The sequence below is a fragment of the Longispora urticae genome (assembly GCF_053902585.1).
In genome coordinates, this window is record NZ_JAQZSH010000027.1 from 179,223 (window position 1) to 204,131 (window position 24,909).

At 71.7% G+C, this 24,909-nt stretch carries 22 protein-coding genes; 11 read left to right on the forward strand and 11 right to left on the reverse strand.

The annotated features are described in order from the left end of the window. Window positions 1-41: 41 nt before the first annotated feature. The 4 genes from PT931_RS17120 to PT931_RS17135 all read right to left on the reverse strand — a co-directional run bounded on the left by PT931_RS17120 (window position 42) and on the right by PT931_RS17135 (window position 4,585). Entirely contained in the window at window positions 42-1,499 is a 1,458-nt protein-coding gene (locus PT931_RS17120) for an oligosaccharide flippase family protein (protein ID WP_456246725.1), read from the reverse strand. Beyond that, window positions 1,496-2,341 (reverse strand): glycosyltransferase family 2 protein, encoded by an 846-nt coding sequence (locus tag PT931_RS17125; protein ID WP_456246726.1) that lies wholly within the window; start codon window positions 2,339-2,341, stop codon window positions 1,496-1,498. The genes PT931_RS17120 and PT931_RS17125 overlap by 4 nt, the downstream gene beginning before the upstream one ends. 76 nt (window positions 2,342-2,417) lie before the next feature. Then, window positions 2,418-3,563, reverse strand: a complete 1,146-nt coding sequence (locus PT931_RS17130) for a methyltransferase domain-containing protein (RefSeq protein ID WP_456246727.1) — start codon at window positions 3,561-3,563, stop codon at window positions 2,418-2,420. Further along, window positions 3,560-4,585, reverse strand: coding sequence for an NAD-dependent epimerase/dehydratase family protein (locus PT931_RS17135; RefSeq protein ID WP_456246728.1), 1,026 nt, complete (start codon window positions 4,583-4,585; stop codon window positions 3,560-3,562). The genes PT931_RS17130 and PT931_RS17135 overlap by 4 nt, the downstream gene beginning before the upstream one ends. Window positions 4,586-4,724: 139 nt before the next feature. Between PT931_RS17135 and PT931_RS17140 the strand changes: the two genes are divergently transcribed. From PT931_RS17140 to PT931_RS17165, 6 genes are read left to right on the forward strand one after another with little or no spacing between them, the layout of a single operon-like run. Next, window positions 4,725-5,942, forward strand: a complete 1,218-nt coding sequence (locus PT931_RS17140) for a methyltransferase domain-containing protein (protein WP_456246865.1) — start codon at window positions 4,725-4,727, stop codon at window positions 5,940-5,942. After that, window positions 5,939-6,772 carry a sugar phosphate nucleotidyltransferase gene (locus tag PT931_RS17145; RefSeq protein ID WP_456246729.1) on the forward strand — a complete coding sequence of 278 codons (834 nt, stop codon included), beginning with the start codon at window positions 5,939-5,941 and terminating at the stop codon, window positions 6,770-6,772. Before PT931_RS17140 ends, PT931_RS17145 begins: the two co-directional genes overlap by 4 nt. Further along, window positions 6,759-7,379 carry a PIG-L deacetylase family protein gene (locus PT931_RS17150; RefSeq protein WP_456246730.1) on the forward strand — a complete coding sequence of 207 codons (621 nt, stop codon included), beginning with the start codon at window positions 6,759-6,761 and terminating at the stop codon, window positions 7,377-7,379. The genes PT931_RS17145 and PT931_RS17150 overlap by 14 nt, the downstream gene beginning before the upstream one ends. Then, window positions 7,376-8,065 (forward strand): acyltransferase, encoded by a 690-nt coding sequence (locus PT931_RS17155; protein ID WP_456246731.1) that lies wholly within the window; start codon window positions 7,376-7,378, stop codon window positions 8,063-8,065. The genes PT931_RS17150 and PT931_RS17155 overlap by 4 nt, the downstream gene beginning before the upstream one ends. Continuing rightward, the gene (locus PT931_RS17160; RefSeq protein ID WP_456246732.1) at window positions 8,062-9,294 is read left to right on the forward strand and encodes a polysaccharide pyruvyl transferase family protein; all 1,233 of its coding nucleotides are present in this window, start codon (window positions 8,062-8,064) and stop codon (window positions 9,292-9,294) included. The genes PT931_RS17155 and PT931_RS17160 overlap by 4 nt, the downstream gene beginning before the upstream one ends. After that, window positions 9,281-10,522 carry a Coenzyme F420 hydrogenase/dehydrogenase, beta subunit C-terminal domain gene (locus tag PT931_RS17165; RefSeq protein ID WP_456246733.1) on the forward strand — a complete coding sequence of 414 codons (1,242 nt, stop codon included), beginning with the start codon at window positions 9,281-9,283 and terminating at the stop codon, window positions 10,520-10,522. Before PT931_RS17160 ends, PT931_RS17165 begins: the two co-directional genes overlap by 14 nt. A gap of 87 nt (window positions 10,523-10,609) precedes the next feature. Here the strand turns inward: PT931_RS17165 and PT931_RS17170 are convergent, their stop codons facing one another. From PT931_RS17170 to PT931_RS17180, 3 genes are all read right to left on the reverse strand, one after another. Beyond that, window positions 10,610-12,232 carry a hypothetical protein gene (locus PT931_RS17170; protein ID WP_456246734.1) on the reverse strand — a complete coding sequence of 541 codons (1,623 nt, stop codon included), beginning with the start codon at window positions 12,230-12,232 and terminating at the stop codon, window positions 10,610-10,612. A gap of 169 nt (window positions 12,233-12,401) precedes the next feature. After that, window positions 12,402-13,109, reverse strand: a complete 708-nt coding sequence (locus PT931_RS17175) for a hypothetical protein (RefSeq protein WP_456246735.1) — start codon at window positions 13,107-13,109, stop codon at window positions 12,402-12,404. 84 nt (window positions 13,110-13,193) lie between these two features. Continuing rightward, window positions 13,194-13,892, reverse strand: coding sequence for a hypothetical protein (locus PT931_RS17180; protein WP_456246736.1), 699 nt, complete (start codon window positions 13,890-13,892; stop codon window positions 13,194-13,196). A gap of 188 nt (window positions 13,893-14,080) precedes the next feature. On the opposite strand from PT931_RS17180, the gene PT931_RS17185 reads away from it, so the two are divergent. After that, window positions 14,081-14,794, forward strand: coding sequence for an alpha/beta fold hydrolase (locus PT931_RS17185; protein ID WP_456246737.1), 714 nt, complete (start codon window positions 14,081-14,083; stop codon window positions 14,792-14,794). 9 nt (window positions 14,795-14,803) lie between these two features. Beyond that, window positions 14,804-15,943, forward strand: a complete 1,140-nt coding sequence (locus PT931_RS17190) for an AI-2E family transporter (protein ID WP_456246738.1) — start codon at window positions 14,804-14,806, stop codon at window positions 15,941-15,943. A 633-nt stretch (window positions 15,944-16,576) separates the two neighbouring features. Here the strand turns inward: PT931_RS17190 and PT931_RS17195 are convergent. From PT931_RS17195 to mce, 4 genes are all read right to left on the reverse strand, one after another. Beyond that, the gene (locus tag PT931_RS17195) at window positions 16,577-18,793 is read right to left on the reverse strand and encodes a hypothetical protein (RefSeq protein ID WP_456246739.1); all 2,217 of its coding nucleotides are present in this window, start codon (window positions 18,791-18,793) and stop codon (window positions 16,577-16,579) included. A gap of 110 nt (window positions 18,794-18,903) precedes the next feature. Next, window positions 18,904-20,154 (reverse strand): DivIVA domain-containing protein, encoded by a 1,251-nt coding sequence (locus PT931_RS17200; protein ID WP_456246740.1) that lies wholly within the window; start codon window positions 20,152-20,154, stop codon window positions 18,904-18,906. 119 nt (window positions 20,155-20,273) lie between these two features. Further along, complete coding sequence (gene ccrA, locus PT931_RS17205; protein ID WP_456246741.1) at window positions 20,274-21,599, reverse strand: crotonyl-CoA carboxylase/reductase; 1,326 nt, start codon at window positions 21,597-21,599, stop codon at window positions 20,274-20,276. A gap of 147 nt (window positions 21,600-21,746) precedes the next feature. Continuing rightward, window positions 21,747-22,217, reverse strand: a complete 471-nt coding sequence (gene mce, locus PT931_RS17210; protein WP_456246742.1) for a methylmalonyl-CoA epimerase — start codon at window positions 22,215-22,217, stop codon at window positions 21,747-21,749. 37 nt (window positions 22,218-22,254) lie between these two features. Between mce and PT931_RS17215 the strand changes: the two genes are divergently transcribed. The 3 genes from PT931_RS17215 to meaB are packed head-to-tail and all read left to right on the forward strand — an operon-like array spanning window position 22,255 to window position 24,808. After that, the gene (locus PT931_RS17215; RefSeq protein WP_456246866.1) at window positions 22,255-23,439 is read left to right on the forward strand and encodes an acetyl-CoA C-acetyltransferase; all 1,185 of its coding nucleotides are present in this window, start codon (window positions 22,255-22,257) and stop codon (window positions 23,437-23,439) included. Then, entirely contained in the window at window positions 23,439-23,825 is a 387-nt protein-coding gene (locus tag PT931_RS17220) for a hypothetical protein (RefSeq protein WP_456246743.1), read from the forward strand. The genes PT931_RS17215 and PT931_RS17220 overlap by 1 nt, the downstream gene beginning before the upstream one ends. Beyond that, a complete protein-coding gene (meaB, locus tag PT931_RS17225; protein WP_456246744.1) occupies window positions 23,822-24,808 on the forward strand; it encodes a methylmalonyl Co-A mutase-associated GTPase MeaB in 987 nt (328 codons plus the stop codon). Before PT931_RS17220 ends, meaB begins: the two co-directional genes overlap by 4 nt. Window positions 24,809-24,909 lie beyond the last annotated feature (101 nt).

Genomic DNA, 24,909 nt, shown 5'->3' on the forward strand with positions numbered 1-24,909 from the left:
GGGTAGAGCGCCCAGGTAACGCGCGGGTCGGAACGCGCTGGTCAGACCCTCGCCGGCGTCAGTCGCAGCTTCCGGCCGAGCCGGCGCGCCAGCTCCCGCGCCTTGGCGTCCAGGACGAGCAGCAGCCCGCCGGCCACCAGTACCCCGATCACGCCCTGCAACAGGACCGCCACCACGGGTGGCAGGTGCCGGTCGTACTGGTCCACGAACGCCGCCACCAGGAAACCGGCCACCCCGGCCAGCGCCGCCGGCACGGTCGGGGCCAGGGTCGGCCACCACGGCACGCCCAGCACCCGGCGCAGCGTCCACCACAGCGCGGCGGCCACCACGACCACCTCGGAGATCAGCGTGGTCAGGGCGATCCCGAACACCTGCTCCGACACCGTCATGCCGTCGGCGAACCACCCCACGGCCGCGTAGCCGACCAGGGACAGGCCGGCCTGGCTCCAGACCACCACCGACAGCGTTCCGGGCCGTCCGGCCGCCTGGAGGGCCGGGCCGAGCAGTACCCCGTAGACGTTGACCGCGCCGACCAGGCACAGCAGTTGCAGCGCGTTGGCGGCCGGGGACCACGACGGGCCGAGGAACACCATGAACGGGTGCGCGATCCCCGCCAGGATGCCCAGCGCCGGCAGGCCGAGCAGCGCGCCGAGGTGCTGGAGCGCGCCGAGCCGGGCCGCGAACGCCGGCTTGTCGTCCTGCAACCGCGACAACTCGGGCAGGGACACCTGTTGCAGCGACCGGGCGGCCACGTCCACCAGGGTCTCCGACAGCCGGGAGGCCAGCCGGAGCAGACCGACGGCCACCGGGCCGAAGAACGCGCCGGTGATCAGGACGTAGCCCCGGGTGCCGACGAGCAGGCCCACGCTGGCCAGCGCCGACTTGGACGAGAAGCTCCACAACTCCATGGCCGGGCGGATCCGGGGCCGGCTGGGCCGCCAGGCGGTCGTCCACCACAGGACGGCCACGCCGACGCCGGCCGTGATGAGCTGCTGGAAGACGAGGGCCCAGACGCCGTACCCGAGGAAGGCCATGCCCACGCCGACGACGCCACCCAGGACCACCGAGGCCAGGGACCGCACGGTCAGGGTCTTGAACTGCAGCTCCCGGCGGAGCAGCGCCTCCGGGATCAGGGACAGCGCGAGCAGCGGCAGCAGCGGGGTCAGGGCCAGGCAGACCCCGGTCAGGGACTTGGAGCCGGCCACGGACGCGTACAGCGGGGTGATCGCGGCCAGGGCGAGGGCCAGCACCACGCTGAGTACCAGGAGCAGCCAGAACGCCGCGTTCAGGTGCTCGTCGCGCAGCTCGGACCGCTGGATGATCGCGGCCATCAGGCCCTGTTGCAGCACCGCCTGCACGAGGTTGACCAGCACCAGGGCCAGGGTGAGCACGCCGAGCGCGGCCGGGCCGAGCAACCGGGCCAGCAGCAGCATCACGATCATGGTGACGGCGAGGCGCCCGCCGGTGAGGATGTACGACCAGCCGACGGCGCTCTTCACCGGATCACCCTTCGCTTGAGCCTGCTGAGCCGGTCCTTGGTCTTGCGCGCGTTCCAGTTGAGCGTCCAGGCCACCGCGGCCCGGGGGTCGATCGCCAGCAGGGCGCGCGCGGTCTCCGCCTGCATCCGGAGCCGGGGCGCGCGGGCCCGGGCCGGGCCGTCGGGATTCCACCACCGGGCCAGGTCGGCGAGCTTGCGCTCCGGGGCCAGGGCCGTGGAGTCCTCGTGCACCCGGCGGAAGAACAGTTCCTCGGGTACCTCGTGGAACTCGCCCAGCGCGGCCAGCTCCGCGAGCATCGTGTAGTCGCTGGACACGTAGGTGCGCAGGATGCCGGTGCGGCGGAGGGCGGCGGTGCGGATCACGCCGTACATCGGGTTCACCAGGCTGATCTTGCGGGCGTAGCGGGCCACCCGCCGCCACGCCGAGGGTGCGCGCAGGTCGAGGAAGTCGCGGTGCGAGCGGGTCCGGGCGCCCGCCCCGTCGATCAGGACGGTGCGCGGGTAGGCCAGGACGGCTCCGGGCGCGGCGTCCAGGGCCTCGACGCACCGGCTGAGCATCGTCGGGGCGCACATGTCGTCGTAGCCGGTCCACTTGAACAGTTCGCCCTCGGCGAGGGCCACGACCCGGTTGAAGTTGTGCACCCCGCCGATGTTGCGGTCCGTCCGGCTGTACCGGATCCGCGGGTCGTCGAACGACCGCAAGATCTCCGGCGTGCTGTCCGTGGAGCAGTTGTCGCTGATCAGGAGCTCGAAGTCGTCGTAGTCCTGGGCGAGCAGCGCCGCGATGGTCTCCGCGACGTACTTCTCGCCGTTGTAGACCGGCATCCCGACGGTCACCCTCATGCGCCCGCCTCGCTTCGCTCGCCGGCCGCACGAGGCACCTCACCGCTGTGTCCCTGATTCGCTCGCTGCCGCTCGCTCATGCGACCAGCACCTCGCAGGTGATGCCCAGCTCGGCGACGGAAAGGGCGATCTCCTTCTGGTACGCCGGGTTGGTGATGATCACCACATCGGTGTCCAGCGGCAGGCTGGACGGCGCGTCCACCCGGTGTCCGGTCGGCAGGAAACGCCCGTGTTTGCCCGCGTTGAGGTCGACCACGGTCATGGTGTGCCCGGGGTCCACGGTGGCCAGGAACGTCACGCCCCGGGCGCCCGCGCCCCACAGCGCCGGCCTGTGGTGGCTCTTCAGCACGCCCTGCCACCGGTCGACGAGCGCGCCGAACCGGTCGCCGAAGTTCTGCACGATGGCCCGCTGGTGGTCGTTGTCCAGCGGACCGCAGTCCACGCAGCCCTCGGCCTGCTCCGCGGCCGGGTCGGTGCTGACCTCGACGAACAGGTACTGGTCGTGGAACGTCAGCCCGTAGTTCGTGACCGTGAACCCGGCCCGCTCGCACATCGCGACCAGGGACCCGGCGTGGAAGTACTGCGCGTGCGGGTAGATCACGTCCCAGCCGGCCGCGCCCAGGTCGTACCCGGCGTCGGGGACCTCGAAGTAGCCCCGGCCGTCGGTCACCCGCCGGAGCTGCTTCAGCAGGCTGAGCGGGTCGCTGACGTGTTCGAGGACGTGCCGGGCGACCACGAGGTCGTAGGTCTCCGTCCCCGGCCGCCAGGTGCCGGAGTGGAGGGTGTAGCCGTTGCGGCTGACGGTCTCCGGCACGTGCCGGCTCCAGCCGGTCCGCTCGCCGGGCAGCAGCTCCAGCAGTTCGCCCTCGCCGCAGCCGAGCTCCAGGACCCGGGTCGGCGCGGGGCGGTCGGGGGTGTCCCCGGTCCAGCCCGTCACCCGCTGGGCCACGCTCGCCACGTGCGCCCGGTACGAGGCCGAGGACAGCATGCTGTTGTCGAACAGGCCGTCGGCGGCCCGGTGGTCCTCGCGGAAGCCCCAGTTGAGCACGTGCGCGCACTCGGGGCAGTACCAGAGGTCCATCCGGCCCGTCGCCGGGTTCCGCGGCGGCTCGGGCCAGGTCACCCCGCAGGAGGCCGGGAACAGCCCGAGGTCCGCGCACGGCTTCGGTCCGGGGGCCCCGCAGGCCTCGCAGTCCAGCTCGGAGATGTGCTGCCGGGTCACGACGCGGGGCGCAGGTCGGGACCCAGCAGGCCGCCGTCCAGCAGCTCCCGGATCCGGGCGATCCGCTGGTACTTGGCCCCGGCGAACTCCTCCGCGGTCAGCCCGTGCTCCCGGTACGCGGCCACGAGCTGCGCGATGCCGGTCGGCACGGTCCACTGCGGCTGGAACCCGGGGATCTCGTGCTTGATCCGCTCGCAGTCGACCCGGTAGTCGCGCTTGTCGGAGGACGCGCCCTCGGCGAAGCTGACCACGCTGCCCTCGACGGCGGCGCCCACCAGCTCGGCGACCTCGCGGATCCGGTAGTTCTCGCTGGTCAGGCCCACGTTGTACGCGCGGTCCCGGATCAGGTCGGCGTCGGCGTCGAGCAGCGCGACGAACGCGCGGGCGATGTCCTCGCAGTGCACCAGGGGGCGCCACGGGGTGCCGTCGGACTGGAGCAGCACCTTGCCCGTGGTCACCGCGTGCGCGACCAGGTTGTTCACCACGATGTCGCCGCGCAGCCGGGGGGAGACGCCGTAGGCCGTGGCGTTGCGCAGGTACGTGGGCACGAAGTCGGCGTCGGCGAGCTTGCTGATCTCCTGCTCGGCCAGCACCTTGGACTCGCCGTACGGGGTCACCGGGTAGAACGGGGCGTCCTCGGTGACGGGGGCCTCGCCGCCCGCGCCGTACAGGCTGCAGGAGGACGAGAACAGGAAACGGCGCACCCCGGCGGCCTTCGCGGCGGCGGCGAGCCGGACCGAGGCATGCTGGTTGATGTCATATGTGATCTGAGGGGACAGGTTGCCCAGCGGGTCGTTCGACAGCGCGGCGAGGTGCAGGACGGCGTCGAAGCCCTCGCAGTGCGCCGGCGTGACGTCCCGGATGTCGACCTCGACCGAGGGCACCTCGTCGACGTCGGAGCCGAGCAGACAGGCCTTGAAGAAGTCCGTGTCCAGGCCAACCACGTCGTGCCCGGCCGACTTGAGCAGGGGTGTGAGGACACTTCCGATGTATCCGTGGTGACCGGTGACGAGCACGCGCATGTTCTTTGACCCCCAGGCCCCAGGCAGAGTGATACGCCGCGACTGTAAGCGATAAGTATTGTGTCCCATACCCTCTGACGGGTTTTTTACTGACCACTGGACCGCACGTGTGGAGAGATCATTGACTAGCCCGGTGATCGTGCCTGAGTGCCGTCTGTGCGGCGCGGATTTGACCGAAACCTTCGTCAATCTGGGGATGTCCCCCCTGTGCGAGTCCTTTCTCGCTGCGGACAAACTCGATGAAAGGGAATCTTTCTACCCCTTGCATGTCCGGGTCTGCCCGAGTTGTCTACTCGTCCAGCTGCCCGCCTATGTGGCCGGCGAGGACATCTTCTCCGACTACGCCTACTTCTCGTCGTACTCGGACTCCTGGGTCGCGCACGCGAAGCGGTACGCCGACACGATGGTCGAGACCCTCGGGCTGGACGGCGACAGTCTGGTAACGGAGGTGGCCAGCAACGACGGCTACCTGCTCCAGCACTTCGTCGCGCGCGGGGTCCCCGTCGTCGGGGTCGAGCCCGCGGCCAACGTCGCCGAGGTGGCCCGGGCGAAGGGCATCCGCACGGAGGTCGAGTTCCTCGGACCGGAGACGGGTGCCGCGGTCGCCGCGAAGCACGGCCGGGCCGACCTGGTCTGCGGCAACAACGTCTACGCGCACATTCCGGACATCACCGGCTTCACGAAGGGCCTCGCCGCCCTGGTGAAGGAGACCGGGCTGGTCACGCTGGAGTTCCCGCACCTGCTGCGCCTGATCGAACGGCGCCAGTACGACACGATCTACCACGAGCACTACCAGTACTACACCCTCCTCACCGCCCAGCGCGCCCTGCTCAGCGGCGGTCTGCACCTGGTCGATGTCGAGGAGCTCGACACGCACGGCGGGTCGCTGAGAGTTCACGCCCGGCTCACCCCGCAGCCGCTCTCCGCCCGCGCCCAGGACCTCCTCGCCCGCGAGGCTGAGGCGGGCCTGCACGACGTGGCGGGGCACAAGGGGTTCGCGGCGGAGGTCGACAAGGTGAAGTTCGACCTGTTGGACTTCCTGATCACGGCGCGGCGCGAGGGCAGGACCGTCGTCGGCTACGGGGCCCCGGGCAAGGGCAACACCCTGCTCAACCAGTGCGGCATCCGCGAGGACCTGCTCGCGTACACGGTCGACCGGAGCCCGCACAAGCACGGGAAGTTCCTCCCCGGTACCCATATTCCGATCTTCGCCCCTGATCGGATCGAAAAGGACCGACCGGACTATGTCCTCGTCCTGCCGTGGAACCTGAAGATCGAGCTGGACGCCCAGTTGGCCTATGTGCGCGAATGGGGCGGCAAGCTCGTCTACCCGATCCCGAGCCTGGAAGTGTCGTGAAGGTAGTTCTGTTCTGCGGTGGCTACGGGATGCGGATGCGCGACGGCACCTCCGACGCCCCGAAGCCCATGGTGATGGTGGGCGACCGCCCGCTGCTCTGGCACGTGATGCGCTACTACGCGCATTTCGGTCATACCGACTTCATCCTCTGCCTCGGCTACGGCGCGTCGGCGGTGAAGGACTTCTTCCTGAACTACGACGAGACCCGGTCGAACGACTTCACCCTCTCGGAGGGCGGCCGGAAGATCGAGCTGGCCTCCAGCGACATCGAGGACTGGACGATCACGTTCGTCGACACCGGGCTCAAGGCCACGATCGGCGAACGGCTGCTCGCGGTGCGCAAGCACGTGGAGGGCGAGGAGCTGTTCCTGGCCAACTACGCCGACACACTCACCGACGCGCCCCTGCCGGAGATCATCGAGCGGGTCCGGGCGACCGGCGCGCAGGCGTCCCTGCTGGCCGTGCCGCCGCAGTCCTCGCACCACATGGTCGAGTTCACCGACGAGGGGCACGTCGAGCGGCTGCGCCCCATGCGGGAGATGCTCGCCTACGAGAACGGCGGCTACTTCGTCCTGCGGCCCAGCGTCTTCGACGTGCTGCACGAGGGCGAGGAGCTGGTCGTGGAGGCGTTCGCGCGGCTGGCGGAACGCAAGGAGCTGCTCGCGTACCCGTATCACGGTTTCTGGTGTCCGGCCGACACGCTCAAGGAGCGGGCCGAGCTGGAGGCCCTCTACAACCACGGCACCGCCCCGTGGATGCTGTGGGACGAGCTGCACGGCTCCGTCCCCGCCGACGCGGAGGAGTTGAGGGCCCCGCATGGTGCGGCTTGAGAAGGTCGAGCGGCTGACGCTGCTCGGCGCGCACCCCGACGACATCGAGATCGCCGCCGGCGGCCTGCTGCTGTCGCTGACCCCCAAATCTGTCCATTATGTACTGCTGACGGGGTCCCCGGCCCGCCTCGCCGAGGCCCGGGCCGCCGCCGCCGCGTTCCTGCCCGACGCGGAGGTCACGTTCGCGTTCTCGGCCCTGCCCGATGGCCGGCTGCCGGCCCACTGGGCGGAGGCCAAGGCGGCGGTGCAGGCCGCGGCCACCGTGCCCGCCGACCTCGTGCTCGCCCCCGCGCTCTACGACGCGCACCAGGACCACCGGCTGCTCGCCGAACTGGCCCCCACCGCGTTCCGGGACGCCCAGATCCTGCACTACGAGATCCCCAAGTGGGACGGGGACCTGGGCCGGCCCAACGTGTACGTGCCGCTGCCCGACGACGTGGCGCGCCGCAAGGTCGAACTGCTGCACAAGTCCTACCCCTCCCAGCACGCCCGGGACTGGTGGGACGACGAGTTCTTCCTGGCCCTGGCCCGGCTGCGCGGCGCCGAGTGCCGCCACCGGTACGCCGAGGCCTTCACCGCGACGAAGATGACTCTGGAGCTCTCGTGATTCAGGATTCGGCCGACATCGACGAGGGCGTCACCATCGGTGCCGGCACCCGGGTCTGGCACCTCGCCCAGGTCCGTTCCGGGGCGGTGATCGGCGCGGACTGCAACATCGGCCGCGGCGCGTACATCGGCCCCGACGTCACGATCGGCGACCGGTGCAAGGTGCACAACTACGCGATGGTCTTCGAACCGGCCGTCGTCGAGGACGGCGTGTTCCTCGGCCCCGGCGTGATCCTCACCAACGACCGGTACCCGCGTTCCATCGACCTCGACGGTGAGTTGAAGGGCGCCGAGGACTGGCACGCCGACCCGGTGACCGTGCGGCACGGCGCGTCGGTCGGGGCCCGCAGTGTCGTCGTCGCGGGCGTCACGATCGGGTCGTACGCCCTGGTCGGGGCCGGGTCCGTGGTCACCAAGGACGTGCCGGCGCACGCGCTCGTGGTCGGGAATCCGGCGCGCTGGGTCGGGTGGGTGGGGCGCTCCGGTGAGCGCCTCGTGGCCGAGCCCGGTGGGTGGAAGTGCCCCGCGACCGGGGAACGGTTCGTCGAGGAAGCCGGGGTGCTGCGGCTGGCGTTCCTGGGTAACGGGGACGTGGTCTGCGCGCCCCGCGAGGACCGTCCCGCGCTCGGCTTCGACGGCGCGTCCCTCGGTTTCGGCGGCGCGACCGTGTCGGGCGGTGCCGCATGAGGGTCGCCCTGTTCGGCTCCAACGGCGAGGCCCGCAACCGGGGCGTCGCCGCCCTGGCCACCGCCACGGCCACCGGCATCCTCAGCAGGGTGCCCGACGCCGAGGTCACCTGGTACGACGACGGCTGGGGCGTGCGCCCCGACCCCAAGCTGCCCGGCGTGACCCGGGTCGGCGCGCGGCTCACCCGGCGCTACCACCGCCCCGAGTCCTACCACCACATGGCCGTCTCCGCCGCGCTCGGCGGCATCGCCAACCCGGGTGCGGCCCGGCTCAACGCCGCCGACGCGGTGCTGGACACCTCGGGCGGCGACAGCTTCACCGACCTGTACAGCCCGGTCCGCTGGCGGCTCGTCAACTGGCCCAAGAAGCTCGCCGTGGCCCGCAGCCGCCCGCTGATCTTCCTGCCCCAGACGTACGGACCGTTCCGGGGCGCCGCGACCCGCCGCGAGGCCCGCGAACTCGTGCTCGCCGCCGCCGGGGCCTGGGCGCGTGACCCCGACAGCTTCGCGCGCCTGAAGGAGCTCGTCGGCGGCGGCTTCGACCCGGCCAAGCACCGGCAGGGCGTGGACGTGGCGTTCGCGCTGCCCACCCGGCCGTTCGAGTCCGACGAGCTGGAGGAGTGGCTGGCGAAGGGCGGCGGCGAGGTCGCCGTACTCAACGTGTCCGGTCTGCTCCTCGACCCCGCCGAGACCCGGTTCGGGCTGTCGGCCGACCTGGTCAAGGTCGTCGAGGTCCTCACCCGGCGGCTGCTCGACGACGGCGCCCGGCTGCTGTTCGTCCCGCACGTGTCCACCCCGGGCGCGCGCGACGACGACGACGCGATCACCCGGACCCTGGTCGCCCGGCTCTCCGCCGAGTACGGCCCCGACCGGGTCGCCGCCGCGCCGTCCGGGCTCGACTGCCAGGAGTCCAAGTGGCTCATCGGGCGCGGCGACTGGCTGTGCGGGATGCGGATGCACGCGACCATCGCGGCCCTGTCCTCCGGGGTGCCGGCGGCCTGCGTCGCGTACTCCGACAAGGCCCGGGGCGTGTTCGCCACCGCAGGCCAGGGCCACCGGGTCGCCGACGCCCGCACCCTGGACACCGACACCCTGCTCGCGGAGCTGTGGGACTCGTGGACGGCCCGCGCGGCCACCCGCGAGGAGCTCGTCACCGGCTCGGCGCGCGCCCGCACCGCCGCCGGGCAGCAGCTCGACGACCTGGTGGAGCTGATCCGTGCGCAGCATTGAGGACGTGGCGGAGCGGAAGCTGTGCACCGGGTGCGGGGTGTGCGCGTACCTCGCGCCCGAGTCGTACCGGATGGTGGATGTGCTGGCGGAGGGGCGGCGGCCGCTGCCGATCCGCCCCGTGGGCGCCGCGCCCCAGGCCCCGGGCTGCGCGGGTCACGAGGCCGACGCGCTCAAGGCCTGCCCCGGCGTCGGCCTGACCGCCGTCCCCGACGACCGCCCCCAGCTCGACGGCTGGGGCCCGGTCCTCGGCATGTGGGAGGGCTACGCCGCCTCCGCCCCGCTGCGGCACTCCGCCTCCTCCGGCGGGGCCGCCACCGCCCTGGCCTCGTTCTGCCTCGAACACAGGGACTTCGGCGGGGTACTGCACACCGGCGCGCGCGCCGACATCCCGTACCTCAACGAGGTGAAGTTCAGCCGCACCCCCGCTGAGCTGCTCGAACACGTCGGCTCCCGGTACGCGCCGGCCAGCCCCGCCGAGGGCCTCGGCCTGGTCGAGGCCGCCGACGCGCCCAGCGTGTTCATCGGCAAGCCCTGCGACGTGGCCGCCTCGCACAAGGCCCGCGCCCTGCGCCCGGCGCTGGACGCGAACCTGGGCCTGACCATCGCGATCTTCTGCGCCGGCACGCCCTCCACGAAGGGCACCCTGGAACTCATCAGGGCGCTCGGCTCCGACCCGGAGAACCTGAAGTCCCTGCACTACCGGGGCGACGGCTGGCCGGGGGAGGCCCGCGCCGAACCGGGCGAACGCCAGCTCAGCTACGACGCCTCCTGGGGCGGCATCCTGGAGAAGCACCGCCAGTGGCGCTGCTACCTGTGCGCCGACCACACGGGCGAGTTCGCCGACGTGTCCGTGGGCGACCCGTGGCACCGCCCGACCGCCGGCGACCCGGGCCGCTCGCTGATCGTGGCGCGCACCGCCCGGGGCGTCGAGGTCGTGCTCGCGGCCATCGCCGCCGGGGTACTCGTCGCCAGCCCCGTCCCGAACTCCACCCTACCGGCGTCCCAGGCGGGGCTGCTCAAGGTACGGGGCGCCGTCTGGGGCCGGACCGTCGCGCTGCGGCTGTCGGGACTGCCCGCGCCCCGGTACCGGGGAATGCCGATGTTCGGGATCTGGCTCCGGAAACTGACCGTGAAGGACAAGCTGCGCTCGACGGTCGGGACGGTGCGGCGGATCGGCCGGCGGGGCCTGCGCACCCGCTCGAAGATCGAGGAGTACACCCCGCGCTAGGGGTACCCGGTCGGGGAGGGGACTCGCTCTCCCCGAAACGGGCGGCCCCGCGCCTGGCCCGCACACCCGCCCAGGTCCCGACCCGGATCAGCGGGTCGGGACCGCCAGGACATTGAGCAGGAACGCCACCGTCGCCTGGTCGCCCGGCCGCCGCCCGTCCAGCAGCTCCGCCACGTACGACGGCCGCACCAGGTCCGGCAGGCCGGCCAGCAGCTCCGGGTTCGCCCGCCAGTGCTCCACCACCAGCCGGGACAGCAGCGGCGCGCCCAACGAGGCCCGCCGGCTGCCCGACACCCGCTGGGCCACCTTGCCGACGGCCTTGCGCGCCGTGGCCCGCCAGTTGCCCCGGCCCTTGGCGAGCTGGTTGGGGCTGCGGCCGCTGTCGAGGCGGATCACGGCCAGCTCCAGGTCGAGTTCGCGCATGATCGCGGCGAGCAGGCGGGAGTCGCGCTTGTCGGCCGGGTCGGCGGCGCGGGCCAGCTCGATGAAACGCCGGTCGAACATCGGGTTCAGGAACACCCGGTCGACGGCCGCGACCGTGCCGTGCACCCCGCCCCAGCGCTGCATCCGCTGCCACAGGTAGAACTCGTCCAGCGAACGCAGCCACTGGTCGCCGTAGCCCGTCAGCTGGGCCGTGACCAGGCCGATCGTGTACTTCTCCGCCGCCTCCGAGAACTCCGGCACCAGCGCGTCGCGGTCCACGGCCTCATTGGTGAACAGCCGCCACCGGGCGAACCGCTCCGCCAGGTGCGCCGTCGTCGCGCCCGAGGGCTGCGCGCCGTAGTAGAAGCCGCGGGCCACCTCGCCGCCCAGCCCCGACAGCCGCCGGCCCTGCGGGAGCTGGCTCTCCGCCGCCGACAGCGGGGCGAGCGCGAGCGGGTTGGCCGCGCAGTCCAGGCGCAGCGCGGCGGTCGTCGCCAGCGCGTAGCCCTCGGCCGCCGTCAGGCCGGTCAGCGAGCTGGTGTCGAAGACCTGGTGGTTCATCTTGTACCGGGCCGACAGCGCCCGCGCGATCGGCGCGTCCCGCCCGCCCGGCGAGTCCAGCGTCAACGTGTGCAGGCCGCGCCGCCGGTCACTCGGGATCGCCCCGAGCAGGATCCGCGAGTCGTGCCCGCCGGTCAGCTGGAGCACCGGGTCGGAGTGCTCGTCCAGGTACCGCACCAGGTAGTCGCGGAGCAGCCCCGCCGCCTCGACGGCCGTCGCCTGCTTCCCCCGGGGCTCCTCGGAGCGGTCCACGTCGTACCGGACCAGCTCCACCCTGCCCCGGTGCAGCCGCGCGTAGTGGCCGGCCGGCACCTTGGACACGCCCGCGAACGGGGTGGCGTCGCCCAGCTGCCAGCCGAGGAGGCTCTGCACGCCGAGCGCGTCGTGGTCGAGGGCCGCGCCGGCGACCCGGGCCAGCTCGGGCGCGCTCGTACCGAGGCCGGCGACGCCGGAGCCCTGCCACCAGTACACCTGGCGGAAGCCCAGGAAGTCGGTCACCGCGACGACCGGCTCCCCCGCGGCGGCCCGGTGCGCGGCGGCGAACGGCGGCGTGACCAGCCCGAACGCCTCCGGGCCGCTGACCAGCCAGCCGGCCACGTCGGCGGTGGTGACATCGCCGCCCGGGGAGCGGGGCTCGCGGTTCAGCAGGACCGTGAAACCGCCCTCGGCGAGGGTGCCGTCGGGCAGCTCGACCCGGTCGGATTGGGAGGGATCGGCGTGACTCACGGCGAGAAGGTGCACGCCCTCATCCTGCCCGCTGCCGCACGGGACTGTCAGTCGGGTAACGGTCACGCTTTCCCCACCCGTTCGGCCCCCGCGCGTGGCCCGCAGCGGACCGGAGGCGGCCCCGGTGCGCGGACCAGGACCGGGCCGGCCCTGGTCCGCGCGGTGGGGATCAGGCGGCCATCAACCGGGCCGCCGCCTTCGGGGCCAGGTCCAGCACCGCCTTCTCCGCGTCGCCCGGATCGAAGGCGCTGACCCGCACGTTGGCCACCAGGGTCAGGTCGGCGACCCTGCGCACCATGATCACCCCGCACAGGGTGTTGTACTTGGCCTTGTCGCCGTCGTCGAACTGGTACCGCAGGCACCAGCCGTACTGCGCGACCACCCCGGTCAGCGCCGGCACCGACAGCTCCTTCGTGAAGTCCACGATGCGGCCGGCAGCCGAATAGTTGACGCACAGTCCGGACAGCGTCGTACGGATCTCGGCGACCACGGCCTGCGGGTCGCCGGTGCCGGCGCCCTGCACGACGCTGGTCACGAAGTAGAACCTGTCCTTGTCCTTCCAGACCTGCCCCCAGGTGAACTGGATATTGCCCAGCGCGGTCACCGGGGGCGAGCACGGCCCCAACAGGGTCTCGTTCCGCGACTCCGTCGGGGTGGCGCCGCCCGAGTACGTGCTGACGTCCGCGTCGACCAGTACCCCCCGCTTGATCTGGTCGATCTTCTCGGCCCCGGACCGGGTCGGGCTCGCCGGCGGGGTGGGGCTCGGGGCGGCCGAGGAGGGGGCCGGGGTCTTCGCGGCGGGCTCGCTTCCGTTGTCGCAGCCGGCCGTCAACGCGAGGACCGCCGCGAGGGCGAGAGGGATCCAGCGGAGGGTCATGTCGTTCCCCGTGTGGTGGGTGGATGGTGTCGGCATCGTAGCCGGGTGTCCTTTCACGGCTCTGTCACGCGGATGACCGGCTGGTCAGACCTTCAGGAGCTGCTCGGCGACCTTCGGCGCGAGCCGGATGACACCGGCCCTGGCGAAGGTCGCGTTGTCGTTCGAGTAGTGGAAGGACGCGACCAGGTCCATGCCGGCAGACTTGCGCCCGACGAAGACGGCGCACTCGGTGGTTTGGTTGCCCCACGCCGTGAAGGTCACCGTCAGGCAGTAGCCGTAGCTGGCCGTCGTGCCAGGTAGCTCGGGAAGCTCGAGGTCGGAGGCGTGGTCCATCGTGCGGTCCGGGTTCAGGCTCGTCCTGCGCCAGGAGTGGCACTTCTCCGGGATGGTCCTGCGGATCTCCCCGATGACCTGGGCGGCGGTCGCGTCCTGGAAGCCGTACGCGCCGCTGAGTGCCCACTGGCGCTGGGTGTTGGGCCAGATCCGGACCGCCCTGCCCGTGATCATCGGATCGGTGGTCAGGCCGGGAGCGCAGCCGAGCAGCATCGACTGGACAGCCTGCGGGGCTTCCGGTTCGCTCTTTCCGGGAAACGAGATCTCCGCCAGCGCGTCCTCCGGAAGGAGCGCCTTCCTAGCCATCGCGAACATCTCGGGATCGGTCAACTTCACCGCACTCGGGCTCGGCGCCACGGTTGGATTCCTCCCCGGCACCAGGTCGCACCCGGCGACGGCGCCCAGCAGCAGAAGCGTGCTCAGGGCGAGGGATGCCCGGCGGAGGGTCATGTGTGGTTCCCCGTGATGGTCGGAGTGCTCGGCTGCCGGCGGAGCCTAACCCGTCGGCGGCCCGGTCAGCTGTCCCGTATTCCGGACGTGCGGATTCCCGCCGGCCCCGCCCGCCCCGTCCGGGATCCGCGGGCCCGTCGCCCGGTGTCCGCCCCGCCACCCGGCCCCGGACCTGGGATCATGGTCGGGTGGATCCCATCGTGTTGCTGCACGCGTTCCCGTTGTCCTCGGCCATGTTCGCCGCCGTCGACCTGCCCGACCTGATCACCCCCGACCTGGCCGGCTTCGGCACCTCGGCCGTGCCCGCCGGCGAACCCACCCTGGACACCCTCGCCGACGACGTGGTCGCCGAACTCGACCGGCGCGGCCTCGACCGGGTGATCCTCGGCGGGGTGTCGATGGGGGGCTACGTGACGATGGCGGTGCTCCGGCGGTACCCGGAAAGGATCGGTGCCCTGATCCTCGCCGACACCAGGGCCGGCGCCGACGCGCCCGACGCCGCCGCCAACCGGCTGAGGATGGCCGAATCGGTCCTGGCCGGTGGCGACGACACCGAGCCGCTCGCCGCCCGGATGCTGGCCCCCGGGTCCCCGGTCCTGGAGGAGGTCCAGCGGGGGGTACGCGCCGCGCGCCCCGCCGCCGTCGCGTGGGCCCAGCGCGCCATGGCCGCCCGACCCGACTCCTTCGACACGTTGCGGCAGGTCACCGTGCCGACCGTGGTGCTCGTCGGGGAGCTGGACACCACCACCCCGCCGGCGGAGGCACGCAGGATCGCCGACGCGGTACCGGGCGCCCGACTCGTCACGATCCCCGGCGCGGGACACCTGCCGCCATGGGAACGTCCCGCCGAGTTCACCGCCGCCGTCCGGGCGTTCACCAGCCAACTGGCGGGGGACCGCTAGGCTCGGCCCATGACCGGCCAGGAACCCGCGCACCCCGAAGAGCCCGCAGAGGCCCTCGAAGAGCTGGCGGACGCCGCCGAGCACGCCGCCGGGGAGGTCTCCCGGTTCGGCACACCCGGCAAGCCGTTCTCCCGCTCGCCGTTCATCACCGGGCTGGTCGGCGGCGCGGGCCTGATCATGGCGTACGTGGCCTACCAGGCCGTCGTCAGCGTCTGGTCGATGCTGCTCCTGATCTTCGTGGCCGCGTTCCTGGCCGTCGGGCTCAACCCGGCCGTCGTCAAGCTGCGCTCCTGGGGGCTGAACCGGGGCGTCGCCGTCGCGATCGTCGGGCTCGGCATGGTGCTCGTGTTCTGCGGCGGCATCGCGGCCCTCATCCCGCCCCTGGTCCAGCAGGGCGACCAGGTCATCGAGAAGTTCCCCGACTACCTCCAGCAGTTGACCCACAACGAGTGGCTCAACGACCTGGACAAGAAGTACGACATCATCACCAAGGTCAAGGGCGCCGCGACCGCCACGAACATCAGCAACCTGTTCGGCGGGGTGCTCGGCGGGGTCAGCACCGTGTTCGGCACCATGTTCAACGCGCTGATGGCCGTGGTGCTGACCTTCTACTTCCTGGCCGCGTTCGACCGGCTCAAGTCCGGGGCCTACAAGCTGGTGCCCGCCTCGCGCCGGGTGCGCGCCGAGCGGCTCGGCGACGAGATCCTCGCCAAGGTCGGCGGGTACATGATCGGGGCCATCGGCATCGCGGCCTGCGCCGGGATCACCTCGTACATCTTCATGCTGATCGTCGGCATCCCGTACGCGTACGCCCTCGCCCTCCTCGTCGCCGTCCTCGACCTGATCCCACAGGTGGGCGCCACCCTCGGCGCGGTCGTCGTGTGCGTCGTCGGCTTCGCGGCCGGCTCCCTCGGGGTCGGCATCGCCTGCGTCGTCTTCTTCGTGGTCTACCAGCAACTGGAGAACTGGATCATCTACCCCAAGGTGATGAACCGGGCGGTGGCGGTGACCGACCTGGCGGCCATCATCGGGGTACTCGTCGGGGTGGCGCTGCTCGGGGTCATCGGCGCGCTGATCGCGGTACCGGCCGTGGCGGCTATGCAGCTGATCATCCGCGAGGTGGTCATGCCCCGCCAGGACCAGTCCTGACCTGCTGACGGCCCGGCCCCGCAGCGCCCGGCTCCGGCTTCGGTCCGGCCCGGCTCCGGCCCGGTCCGGTCCGGCTCCGGTCCGGCTCCGGTCTGGCTCCGGTCCGGCTCGGTCCGGCTCGGTCCGGCTCGGTCCGGCTCGGCCCGGTCCGGCTCGGCCCGGTCCGGCCCGGTCCGGCTCGGTCCGGCTCGGTCCGGCTCGGCCCGGTCCGGCTCGGCCCGGTCCGGCTCGGCCCGGTCCGGCCCGGTCCGGCTCGGCCCGGTCCGGCCCGGTCCGGCTCGGCCCGGTCCGGCTCGGCCCGGCTCGAGCCGGGCCACCGGGGACTGCGCACCGATCGCGATGTTGACCCCGCCGGCACCGGACTGCCCCTGGCTCGGGCCGGCCACGCCTTGGCATGTCCGTTCCTCGGCTGGGAGTGGACCGGCCCCGGCTGGCCGCCCCTTCTCACCTGGGCCCCGTCTCACCCGAGCCGTCCCTCACCCCGGCCCCGTCAACACGAGCCGCGCCCTGCCGGACATCGCCGCCGTGCCAGAACCGCGCGCCCCGCAGGCGCCACCGCCCCACCTCGGAACGAGAAGCCGCCCCAGCTCCGTTCGCTCGGAGCTGGGGCGGCGTCGTCAGTGGTGTGTCGGGCTACTTCGCCGAGGCCGGTGACTTCGGGTGCGTCCCGGGCTCGGTCTTCGCCGGACCGACAGTCGCCTTGGGCGCCTCCGGCTTGTCGGACTCCGCCCCGGCCTCCTTCGCGCCCGCGGCCTGCCCGGACTCGGCACCGGGCTTCACCGCCGCGTCTGCCGGCTTCGCGGCCCCACCCTTGTCCGCCCCGGACGCTGCGGCCCCGGACCCTGAGGTCCCGGACCCTGAGGTCCCGGAGGTGGCGGCCCCGGCGGTCCTGGACGCTGCGGTTACGGACGCGGAAGCCCCGTCCTTGGCGTCTCCGGCCTTCGGCGCACCAGCGTCCTTCGCGGCGTCCCCACCGGTGGCGTCCTTCCGGTCGGCCTCAGCCGTCCCGCCCGGACTCTGGACCTTCGCGCTCCCGACCGCCTTGCCCCGCTCGGCGTCGCCGGAACCCTTCGCGGCGGTCGACCCGCCGGCACCCGCACCAGCCGCCGCAGACTCACCGGCGGAACCAGAGCCGCCACCCGACGCGGAACCACCCGACGCCGATCCAGCGGCCGCGGAACCGGCAGCACCGGAAGCCGAACCACCAGAAGTCGCGGCACCTGAAGCGGTAGCACCAGAAGTCGCAGCACCGGATGCGGCAGCACCAGAAGTCGCGGCACCTGAAGCGGCAGCACCAGAAGTCGCAGCATCAGAAGTCGCAGCACCGGAACCGGCACCACCGGAAGCCGCAGCCCCGGACGCGGCAGCCCCAGAACCGGCAGCCCCGCCCTCCGAGCCACCCTCAGAAACGGAGGCCTGACCGCCCCCAGGAGCCTGAACCGAACTGGCGGCCGGCACAGCCGCCGGCCGCTTCACCAGGTCATCGTCGCCGTCCACGGTCGCGAACAGCGCGGCCGACTTCCCCGTGAGCCGGGCGAAGGTCTCCCGGAGCTGGGCCAGGTCCTCCCGGATCTCCTGCCGCTTGTCCGCCAGCTCCGCGATCTTGCGGTGGGCGTCGCCGACGATCGACTGCGCCTCCGCGTGCGCGGCGGACAGGGTGGCGGCGGCGGTCTGCTGGGCCGCGCTGACGGCCTTGGTGGTGTGCTCGTCGGCGGTGGCCCGGGCGGCGGTCAGGGCCTGCTCCGCGTGGGTCTTGGCCTCGGCGACGATCCGCTGGGCCTCGGACCGGGCCTGCTCGGCGGCGGCCTGGGCGGACTTCTGCAGGGCCTCGGCCTTGGTGTGGGCCTCGCCGACGGTGCGCTCGGTCTCCGACTTCACCTCGGCGCGCAGGGCCGTCGTCTCGCGCTGGGCGACGGAGCGCAGCGTGTCGGCGTCCGACTGGGCCTTGGCCAGAGCCTTCTCGCCCTCGGCCCGGTCCTCGGCGGCCTTGCGCTGGGCCTCGGACCGCAGTTCCTCGATCTCGCGCTGCGCGGTGGCGCGCCGCTCGGCGACCTCGCGCTGGAGCTGCTGGTGCAGCTCGGTGATCTGCTGCTTGGTGGTGGCCCGCAGCTGCTGGGTCTCCGCGTGGGTCTGCTCGGCCTGGGTCCGGGCCTGGGTGAGCATCTGCTCTGCCTGGACCTGGCTCTCCGTCTTCAGCGTCTCGACGGACCGCTGGGTCTCGGCGGTCAGCTGGTCGGCCTGGCTCCGGGCGGTCGTCACCAGGCGCTCGGCCTCGGCGCGGGCCTCGGCGAGGGTGCGCTGGGCGTTGGCGGTGGCCTCGTTGACCTGCTTCTCCAGCGCGGTCCGGCGGGCGGTCTCCTCGGCCTCGGCGCTCACCCGGCGGGCGTTGAGGGCCGTCTGGAAGTCCTTGGTCGCCTGCTCGGCCTGCGCGCGGGCCTGCCCGACGGTCTGCTCGGCCTGGCTGCGGGCCTCGGCGAGCGTGCGTTCGGCGGCGGTGCGGTGCTCGGTGATCGCCTGGGTGGCCCGGCTGGTGATCAGGCGGGCCTCCTCCTCGGCGAGGGCGAGGATCTGCTCCACCCGGGGGCCCAGGTGCTTGTACTGCGCCTTGTCGCCCACCACTGTCCGGTTGCGCAGCTCGGCGACCTCGGCCTGGAGCTGTGCGAGCTGGGCAGCGTAGGACTGGGCCTGGGCGAAGGCCTCTTCCCGCTCGGCTGCGAGCCCGGCGACGAAGCCCTCGATCTGCGTCACGTAGCGGTCGACCTGTTTGCGGTCGTACCCCCGCAGCGTGGTTTCGAAGGTTGTCTCGGTGGAGGAATTGCCCAATGTGAACACATCACCCTGCTGACCCATGCACCTAATACTAGCCAGAAGGTATGTGAGGCCGGTGTGAGGAGCACAAGCCCGCGAAAAACAGCGGTGCCCGGCGCGTGACACGCCGGGCACCGCTGGTGGAAGTGCTGTTACTTGTCGTCCTTCTTGACTTCGGCCTTCTCCTCGGACTTCTCCGGGGTGGCGCCGAGCACGGCCCCGAGCGCGCCGCCGCCGATGTTGGCGAGCCCGCCCAGCATCTCGCGGAGCTGGCTGAGCTGCGCGGTGACGGAGTCCCGCTGGCGGGTGAGCTCCTCCACCTCGCGGCGAGCCGCGGTCGTGGTCAGCTCGGCCTCGCTGCGGGCGTCGGCCGTGACACGCGCGGCCTCGGTCCGGGCGTCGCTCGTGGTCTTCTCGGCGAGCGCCTTGGCCTTCTCGATCGTGTCGTTCGCGTTGCGGTCGGCCTCGATCCGCCGCGACTCGGCCCGCTGCTCGGTCTCCTTGGCCCGCTCGTCGGCGGTGCGGGCACGCTGCTCCGCCTCGGTGACGAGTTTGGCGGTGGAGGCGACGGCGGAGTTGTGCCGCTCGGACTCCTCGCGCTCGGAGGTCTCGCGACGTTCCGCGAGTTCGAGGGCCAGGGACTGGAGGTCCTTGTCCCGCTTCTCCTTGGCCTCGGCGTACAGCTTGGTGGCCTCGGCGCGCTTCTCCTCGGCTTCGCGGGCCGCCTTGGCGCGGAGCTGGGTGATCTCCCGCTCGGCCGTGGCCCGCAGGGTGGCGACCTCACGCTCGACCGTCGCGCGCAGCTCGGCCACCTCGTGGGCGGCGGAGGTACGCAGCTGCTTGGTCTCGCGGTCGGCGTCCGCCCGCAGGGTGTCGGCCTCGCGACGCGCCTGCACCCGCAGCTCGGCGGCCTCGCGCTCGGCGGCCGTCTTCAGGCCGCTCGCCTCGCGCTCGGTGGTCGCCTTCATGGCGGCCGCCTCGGCGCGGGACTTGTCGGTGATCTCGCGAGCCTCCAGCCGGGCGGTGGAGAGGATGCCCTCCGCCTCCCGCTTCGCCTCGGCGCGGTGCTCGTTGGCCTGCTCCTCGGCGAGGCGGAGAATCTGCTCCACCCGGGTGCCGAGCCCCGAGAGCGTGGGCCGTGAGTTCTCCTCGATGGCCTTCGTCTGCTCGGTGACCTTCTGTTCCAGCGAGCCCATCCGCTGTTCGGACTGGCGGAGGCGACGCTGGGCGTCGGTCATCCGCTGCTCGGCCTCGGAACGGGCACCTTCGGACTGGGCCAGGGCGGCGTTGAGCCGCTGGACGAAGTCGTCGACCTGCGCGCGGTCATAACCACGCAGAACGACCGTGAAATCGGGTTGACTGTTCGCTTGCTCGAAGAATGTCATGGAGGGCTGCTGGGGCATTGGCACATACTCGCAGACCGGCAGGGGTCTCGCCAAGGGTGGAAGCCCTTTACGTAGACCGATAAATACGTATACGAACGGTTTCTAACCGTAGGCTCGAGAACACGCTCTGTCAAAAACTACTGTCCTCGGAACCGGTTGATTTCGGCCAGGTGCTTGGCCCGCAGCTCCGGGTTCCGTACGCCTGTTCCTTCCTCAGTGGCGAGACACAGCACGCCGACCTTGCCCTGGTGCAGATTGCGGTGCACTTCGAAGGCGGCCTGACCTGCCTGCTCGAGGGGGTAAACGCTGGACAGGGTCGGGTGGATACGGCCCAGCGCCACCAGCCGGTTGGCCTCCCACGCCTCGCGGTAGTTCGCGAAGTGGCTGCCGACGATCCGCTTGAGACTCATCCACAGGTACCGGTTGTCGTAGGTGTGCCAATATCCCGACGTCGACGCGCACGTGACGATGGTGCCGCCGCGCTTGGCGACGTAGACGGACGCGCCGAACGTCTCGCGGCCCGGGTGCTCGAAGACGATGTCGGGGTCCTCGCCGCCGGTGAGCTCGCGGATCTTCGCCCCGAACCGCCGCCACTCGCGCTCGTCCTGGGTGTTCTCGTCCTTCCAGAACTGGTAGTCCCGGCGGTCGATGATCAGCTCGGCGCCCATCTTCCGGCAGATCTCGGCCTTCTCCTCGCTGGAGACCACGCAGATCGGGATCGCGCCACCGTTGAGTGCCATCTGGGTGGCGTAGGAGCCGAGGCCGCCGGACGCACCCCAGATCAGGACGACGTCGCCCTGCTTCATGTCGGCGCCGTTCTTGGAGACCAGCTGCCGGTACGCGGTGGAGTTGACCAGCCCGGGGCTCGCCGCCTCCTCCCAGGTCAGGTGGTCGGGCTTCGGCATGAGCTGGTTGGCCTTGACGAGGGCCAGTTCGGCGAGCCCGCCGAAGTTGGTCTCGAAGCCCCAGATCCGCTGCTGCGGGTCGAGCATCGTGTCGTCGTGGCCCTGGTGCTCCTCGAGTTCCACGTTCAGGCAGTGCGCGACGACCTCGTCGCCGACCTTCCACTTGGTGACGCCCGCGCCGACGGCGAGCACGACGCCGGCCGCGTCGGAGCCGATCACGTGGTACGGCAGGTCGTGCCGCTTGGTCAGCTCCGACAGCTTCCCGTACTTCTCCAGGAACCGGAACGTCGACACCGGCTCGAAGATCGAGGTCCAGACGGTGTTGTAGTTCACCGCGCTGGCCATGACGCCGATCAGCGCCTCGCCGGGGCCGACCTCGGGGGTCGGCACCTCCTGGACCCGCATCGACTGCCGGGGGTCCTTGTCGCGGTGCGCGACCCCCTCGAACATCCCCTCGTCCTCGCGGCGGACGACGACCCCCCGATAGCTCGCGGGGATCTTGATCGCGGCCAGTGCCTCGCGGTCGCCTGCGTTGATGGCGGTGCGGATGTCGTCCATGGGTGCCTCCTGTGACCGGCGTCTCTGCCCGCATGTTACTCATGGGTAGCAGGGTGCGCGCAGCACTCTGTGAGATACCGCACTCCGGTCATACGTTGTCACATGAACGATCGTTAAGGAAGCCCTTCCGGTAAGAAAATCCCGGCCTCAGTGCCCGGCCGCGGGCTCGACGAGTTCGACCAGTACGCCCCCGGCGTCCTTGGGGTGCACGAAGTTGATCCGGGAGTCCGAGGTGCCCCGGCGGGGGGCGTCGTAGAGGAGCCGGACGCCGCGTTCGCGCAGCTGGGCGCAGGCGATGTCGATGTCGGCCACCGTGTACGCGACCTGCTGGACGCCCGGGCCGGACCGGTCGAGGAACTTCGCGATCGTGGACTCGGGGGACAGCGGGGCGAGTAGCTGGACGCAGCCGCCCTCGGCGGTGGGCCCGACGGCGAGCATCGCCTCGCGTACCCCCTGTTCCTCGTTGGTCTCGGTGTGGACACACCGCATGCCGAAGGTGTTCTCATAGAACGCGATGGCGACGTCGAGGTCGGCTACGGCCACCCCGACGTGGTCGATGCGGAGCAGGCCGATACCGTCGGAACGGGGTGCTGCCCCCGGGGCTGCGGATGTGGTCATGCCCCTAGTCTGGACGAACTTCAATCGTGGAGGCGACATGGGCTCGGTGATCGTCAACGGCGCGCGTACCCCGATGGGGCGGCTGCTCGGCAACCTCAAGGACTTCTCGGCCACTCAGCTGGGATCCGTCGCGATCAAGGCCGCTCTCGAGCGGGCCGGGGTCGCGCCGGAGCAGGTCCAGTACGTGATCATGGGTCAGGTGCTGCAGGCCGGCGCGGGGCAGATCCCCGCCCGCCAGGCGGCCATCGGGGCGGGCATCCCGCTCAACGTCCCCGCGCTGACCATCAACAAGGTCTGCCTCTCCGGGCTCGACGCGATCGCGCTGGCCGACCAGCTGATCCGTGCCGGTGAGGTCGACATCGTCGTCGCCGGCGGCATGGAGTCGATGACCAACGCGCCGCACCTGCTCGTCGGCCAGCGCGCCGGCTACAAGTACGGCGACGTGGTGATCAAGGACCACATGGCCCTCGACGGCCTGACCGACGCGTACGACAACATCCCGATGGGCGAGTCGACCGAGCGGTTCGTCGGCAAGCTCAACATCTCCCGCGAGGAGCAGGACGCGTTCGCGGCCCGCAGCCACCAGCGGGCGGCCAAGGCGCAGAGCAACGGCGTGTTCGCCGACGAGATCGCGCCGGTCAGCGTCCCGCAGCGCAAGGGAGACCCGGTCGTGCTGTCCGAGGACGAGGGCATCCGTCCGGACACCACGGTCGAGACCCTGGCGAAGCTGCGCCCGGCGTTCGACAAGGCCGGCACGATCACGGCCGGCACCTCGTCCCCGATCTCCGACGGCGCCGCCGCCGTGATCGTGATGAGCAAGGCCAAGGCCGAGGAGCTCGGCCTGGAGTGGATCGCGGAGATCGGCGCGCACGGCAACGTCGCGGGTCCGGACAACTCGCTGCACTCCCAGCCGTCCAACGCGATCAAGCACGCCCTCGACAAGGAGGGCCTGACGGTCGCGGACCTGGACCTGATCGAGATCAACGAGGCGTTCGCGGCCGTGGGCATCCAGTCGATGCGCGACCTGGGCGTCAGCGACGAGATCGTCAACGTCAACGGCGGGGCGATCGCGCTCGGCCACCCGATCGGCATGTCCGGCGCCCGGCTGGCGCTGACCCTCGCGCTGGAGCTCAAGCGCCGGGGTGGCGGGGTCGGCGCGGCCGCGCTCTGCGGTGGTGGCGGCCAGGGTGACGCGTTGCTTCTCCGCGTGCCGCGTAGCTGATGCGCGGAGGGGTACCACTGGCGTTCTTCGCCCAGCTCCTCGGTGGCCAACCGGCCACCGAGGCCGCTGACGGCTACGACGGTTACGAGTTCTGGCTGGGGGCCGACGCGAACGGCACCGGTGGGGCACTGATCGTCATGCGCGAGGACGAGCCGATGGTGCCCGATGAGCCGTACTGCCTGGTCTGGGGCGTGCAGGAGGGGACGACGTACGGCGGCGTCCGCGCGGTGACCGTGACCGAGGGCCAGGTCGAGTTCGATCTGGCCCCCGGGAACGCCGCCGAGTTGGACGTGCCCCGGACGTTCCGGATCGCGTTCGCCCCGGAGCAGACCGAGATCGTACGAAAAGGTTTACAGCGGACACTGGGTGAGGAAGTCGTGGCATGACGCAGGATGAGGCCCCCGCCCGGACCCGTCTCCGCGACGCCGACGTCCCGACCCTGGTCGGCCTGGCCCGCGAGGGCGACCCGCGCGCCGTGGCCCGGCTGATCACCCTGGTGGAGAACGCCAGCCCGCTGTCCCGGGAGATCGCCGCCGAACTCGCCCCGAACACCGGCCGCGCGCCGGTGATCGGCATGACCGGCTCGCCCGGGGTCGGCAAGTCCACCACCACGTCCGCGCTGGTCACGGCCTACCGCCTGGCCGGCAAGCGGGTCGGGGTGCTCGCCGTGGACCCGTCGAGCCCGTTCTCCGGCGGCGCGATCCTCGGCGACCGGGTCCGGATGCAGGACCACGCCACCGACCCCGGGGTGTACATCCGCTCGATGTCCAGCCGGGGCCACCTCGGCGGGCTGTCGGCGACCACCCCGCAGGCCGTCCGGGTGCTCGAGGGCGCCGGCTGCGACGTGATCATCATCGAGACGGTCGGCGTCGGCCAGGCCGAGGTGGAGATCGCCTCCCTCGCGGACACCACGCTCGTGCTGCTCGCCCCGGGGATGGGCGACGGGATCCAGGCCGTCAAGGCCGGCATCCTGGAGATCGCCGACATCTTCGTGGTCAACAAGGCCGACCGGGACGGCGCGGACAGCACCGCGCGGGACATCCGGGGCATGGTCGCCCTGAGCGCGCCCGGTCCGGGGGCCTGGCGGCCGGAGCTGGTCAAGACGGTGGCCTCGAAGAGCGAGGGCATCGATCTGGTACTCGCCGCGATTGACAACCACCGCGAGTGGCTGATCACGCACGGTGAACTCGACCGGCGTCGTACGGCCCGGGCATCGGCCGAGATCGAGGCCCTCGCACTATCCACTCTGCGGGCAAAGCTGGGCAACCTGCGCGGTGAGGCCGCATTGCCCGATCTGGCGGCAAAGGTGGCCACGGGAGGTCTCGATCCGTTCACAGCCGCGGACGCGCTTCTCGCTGGACTGCGTTAGTCCAGCTCACTCAGGTCCTCGGCGCCTGCTGAGGTGAGATTTATGGCCCCGGCCGATGCCTGTGGCCTTCGTGAGTCACCAGTAGCTAAGCTCCCTGCGCG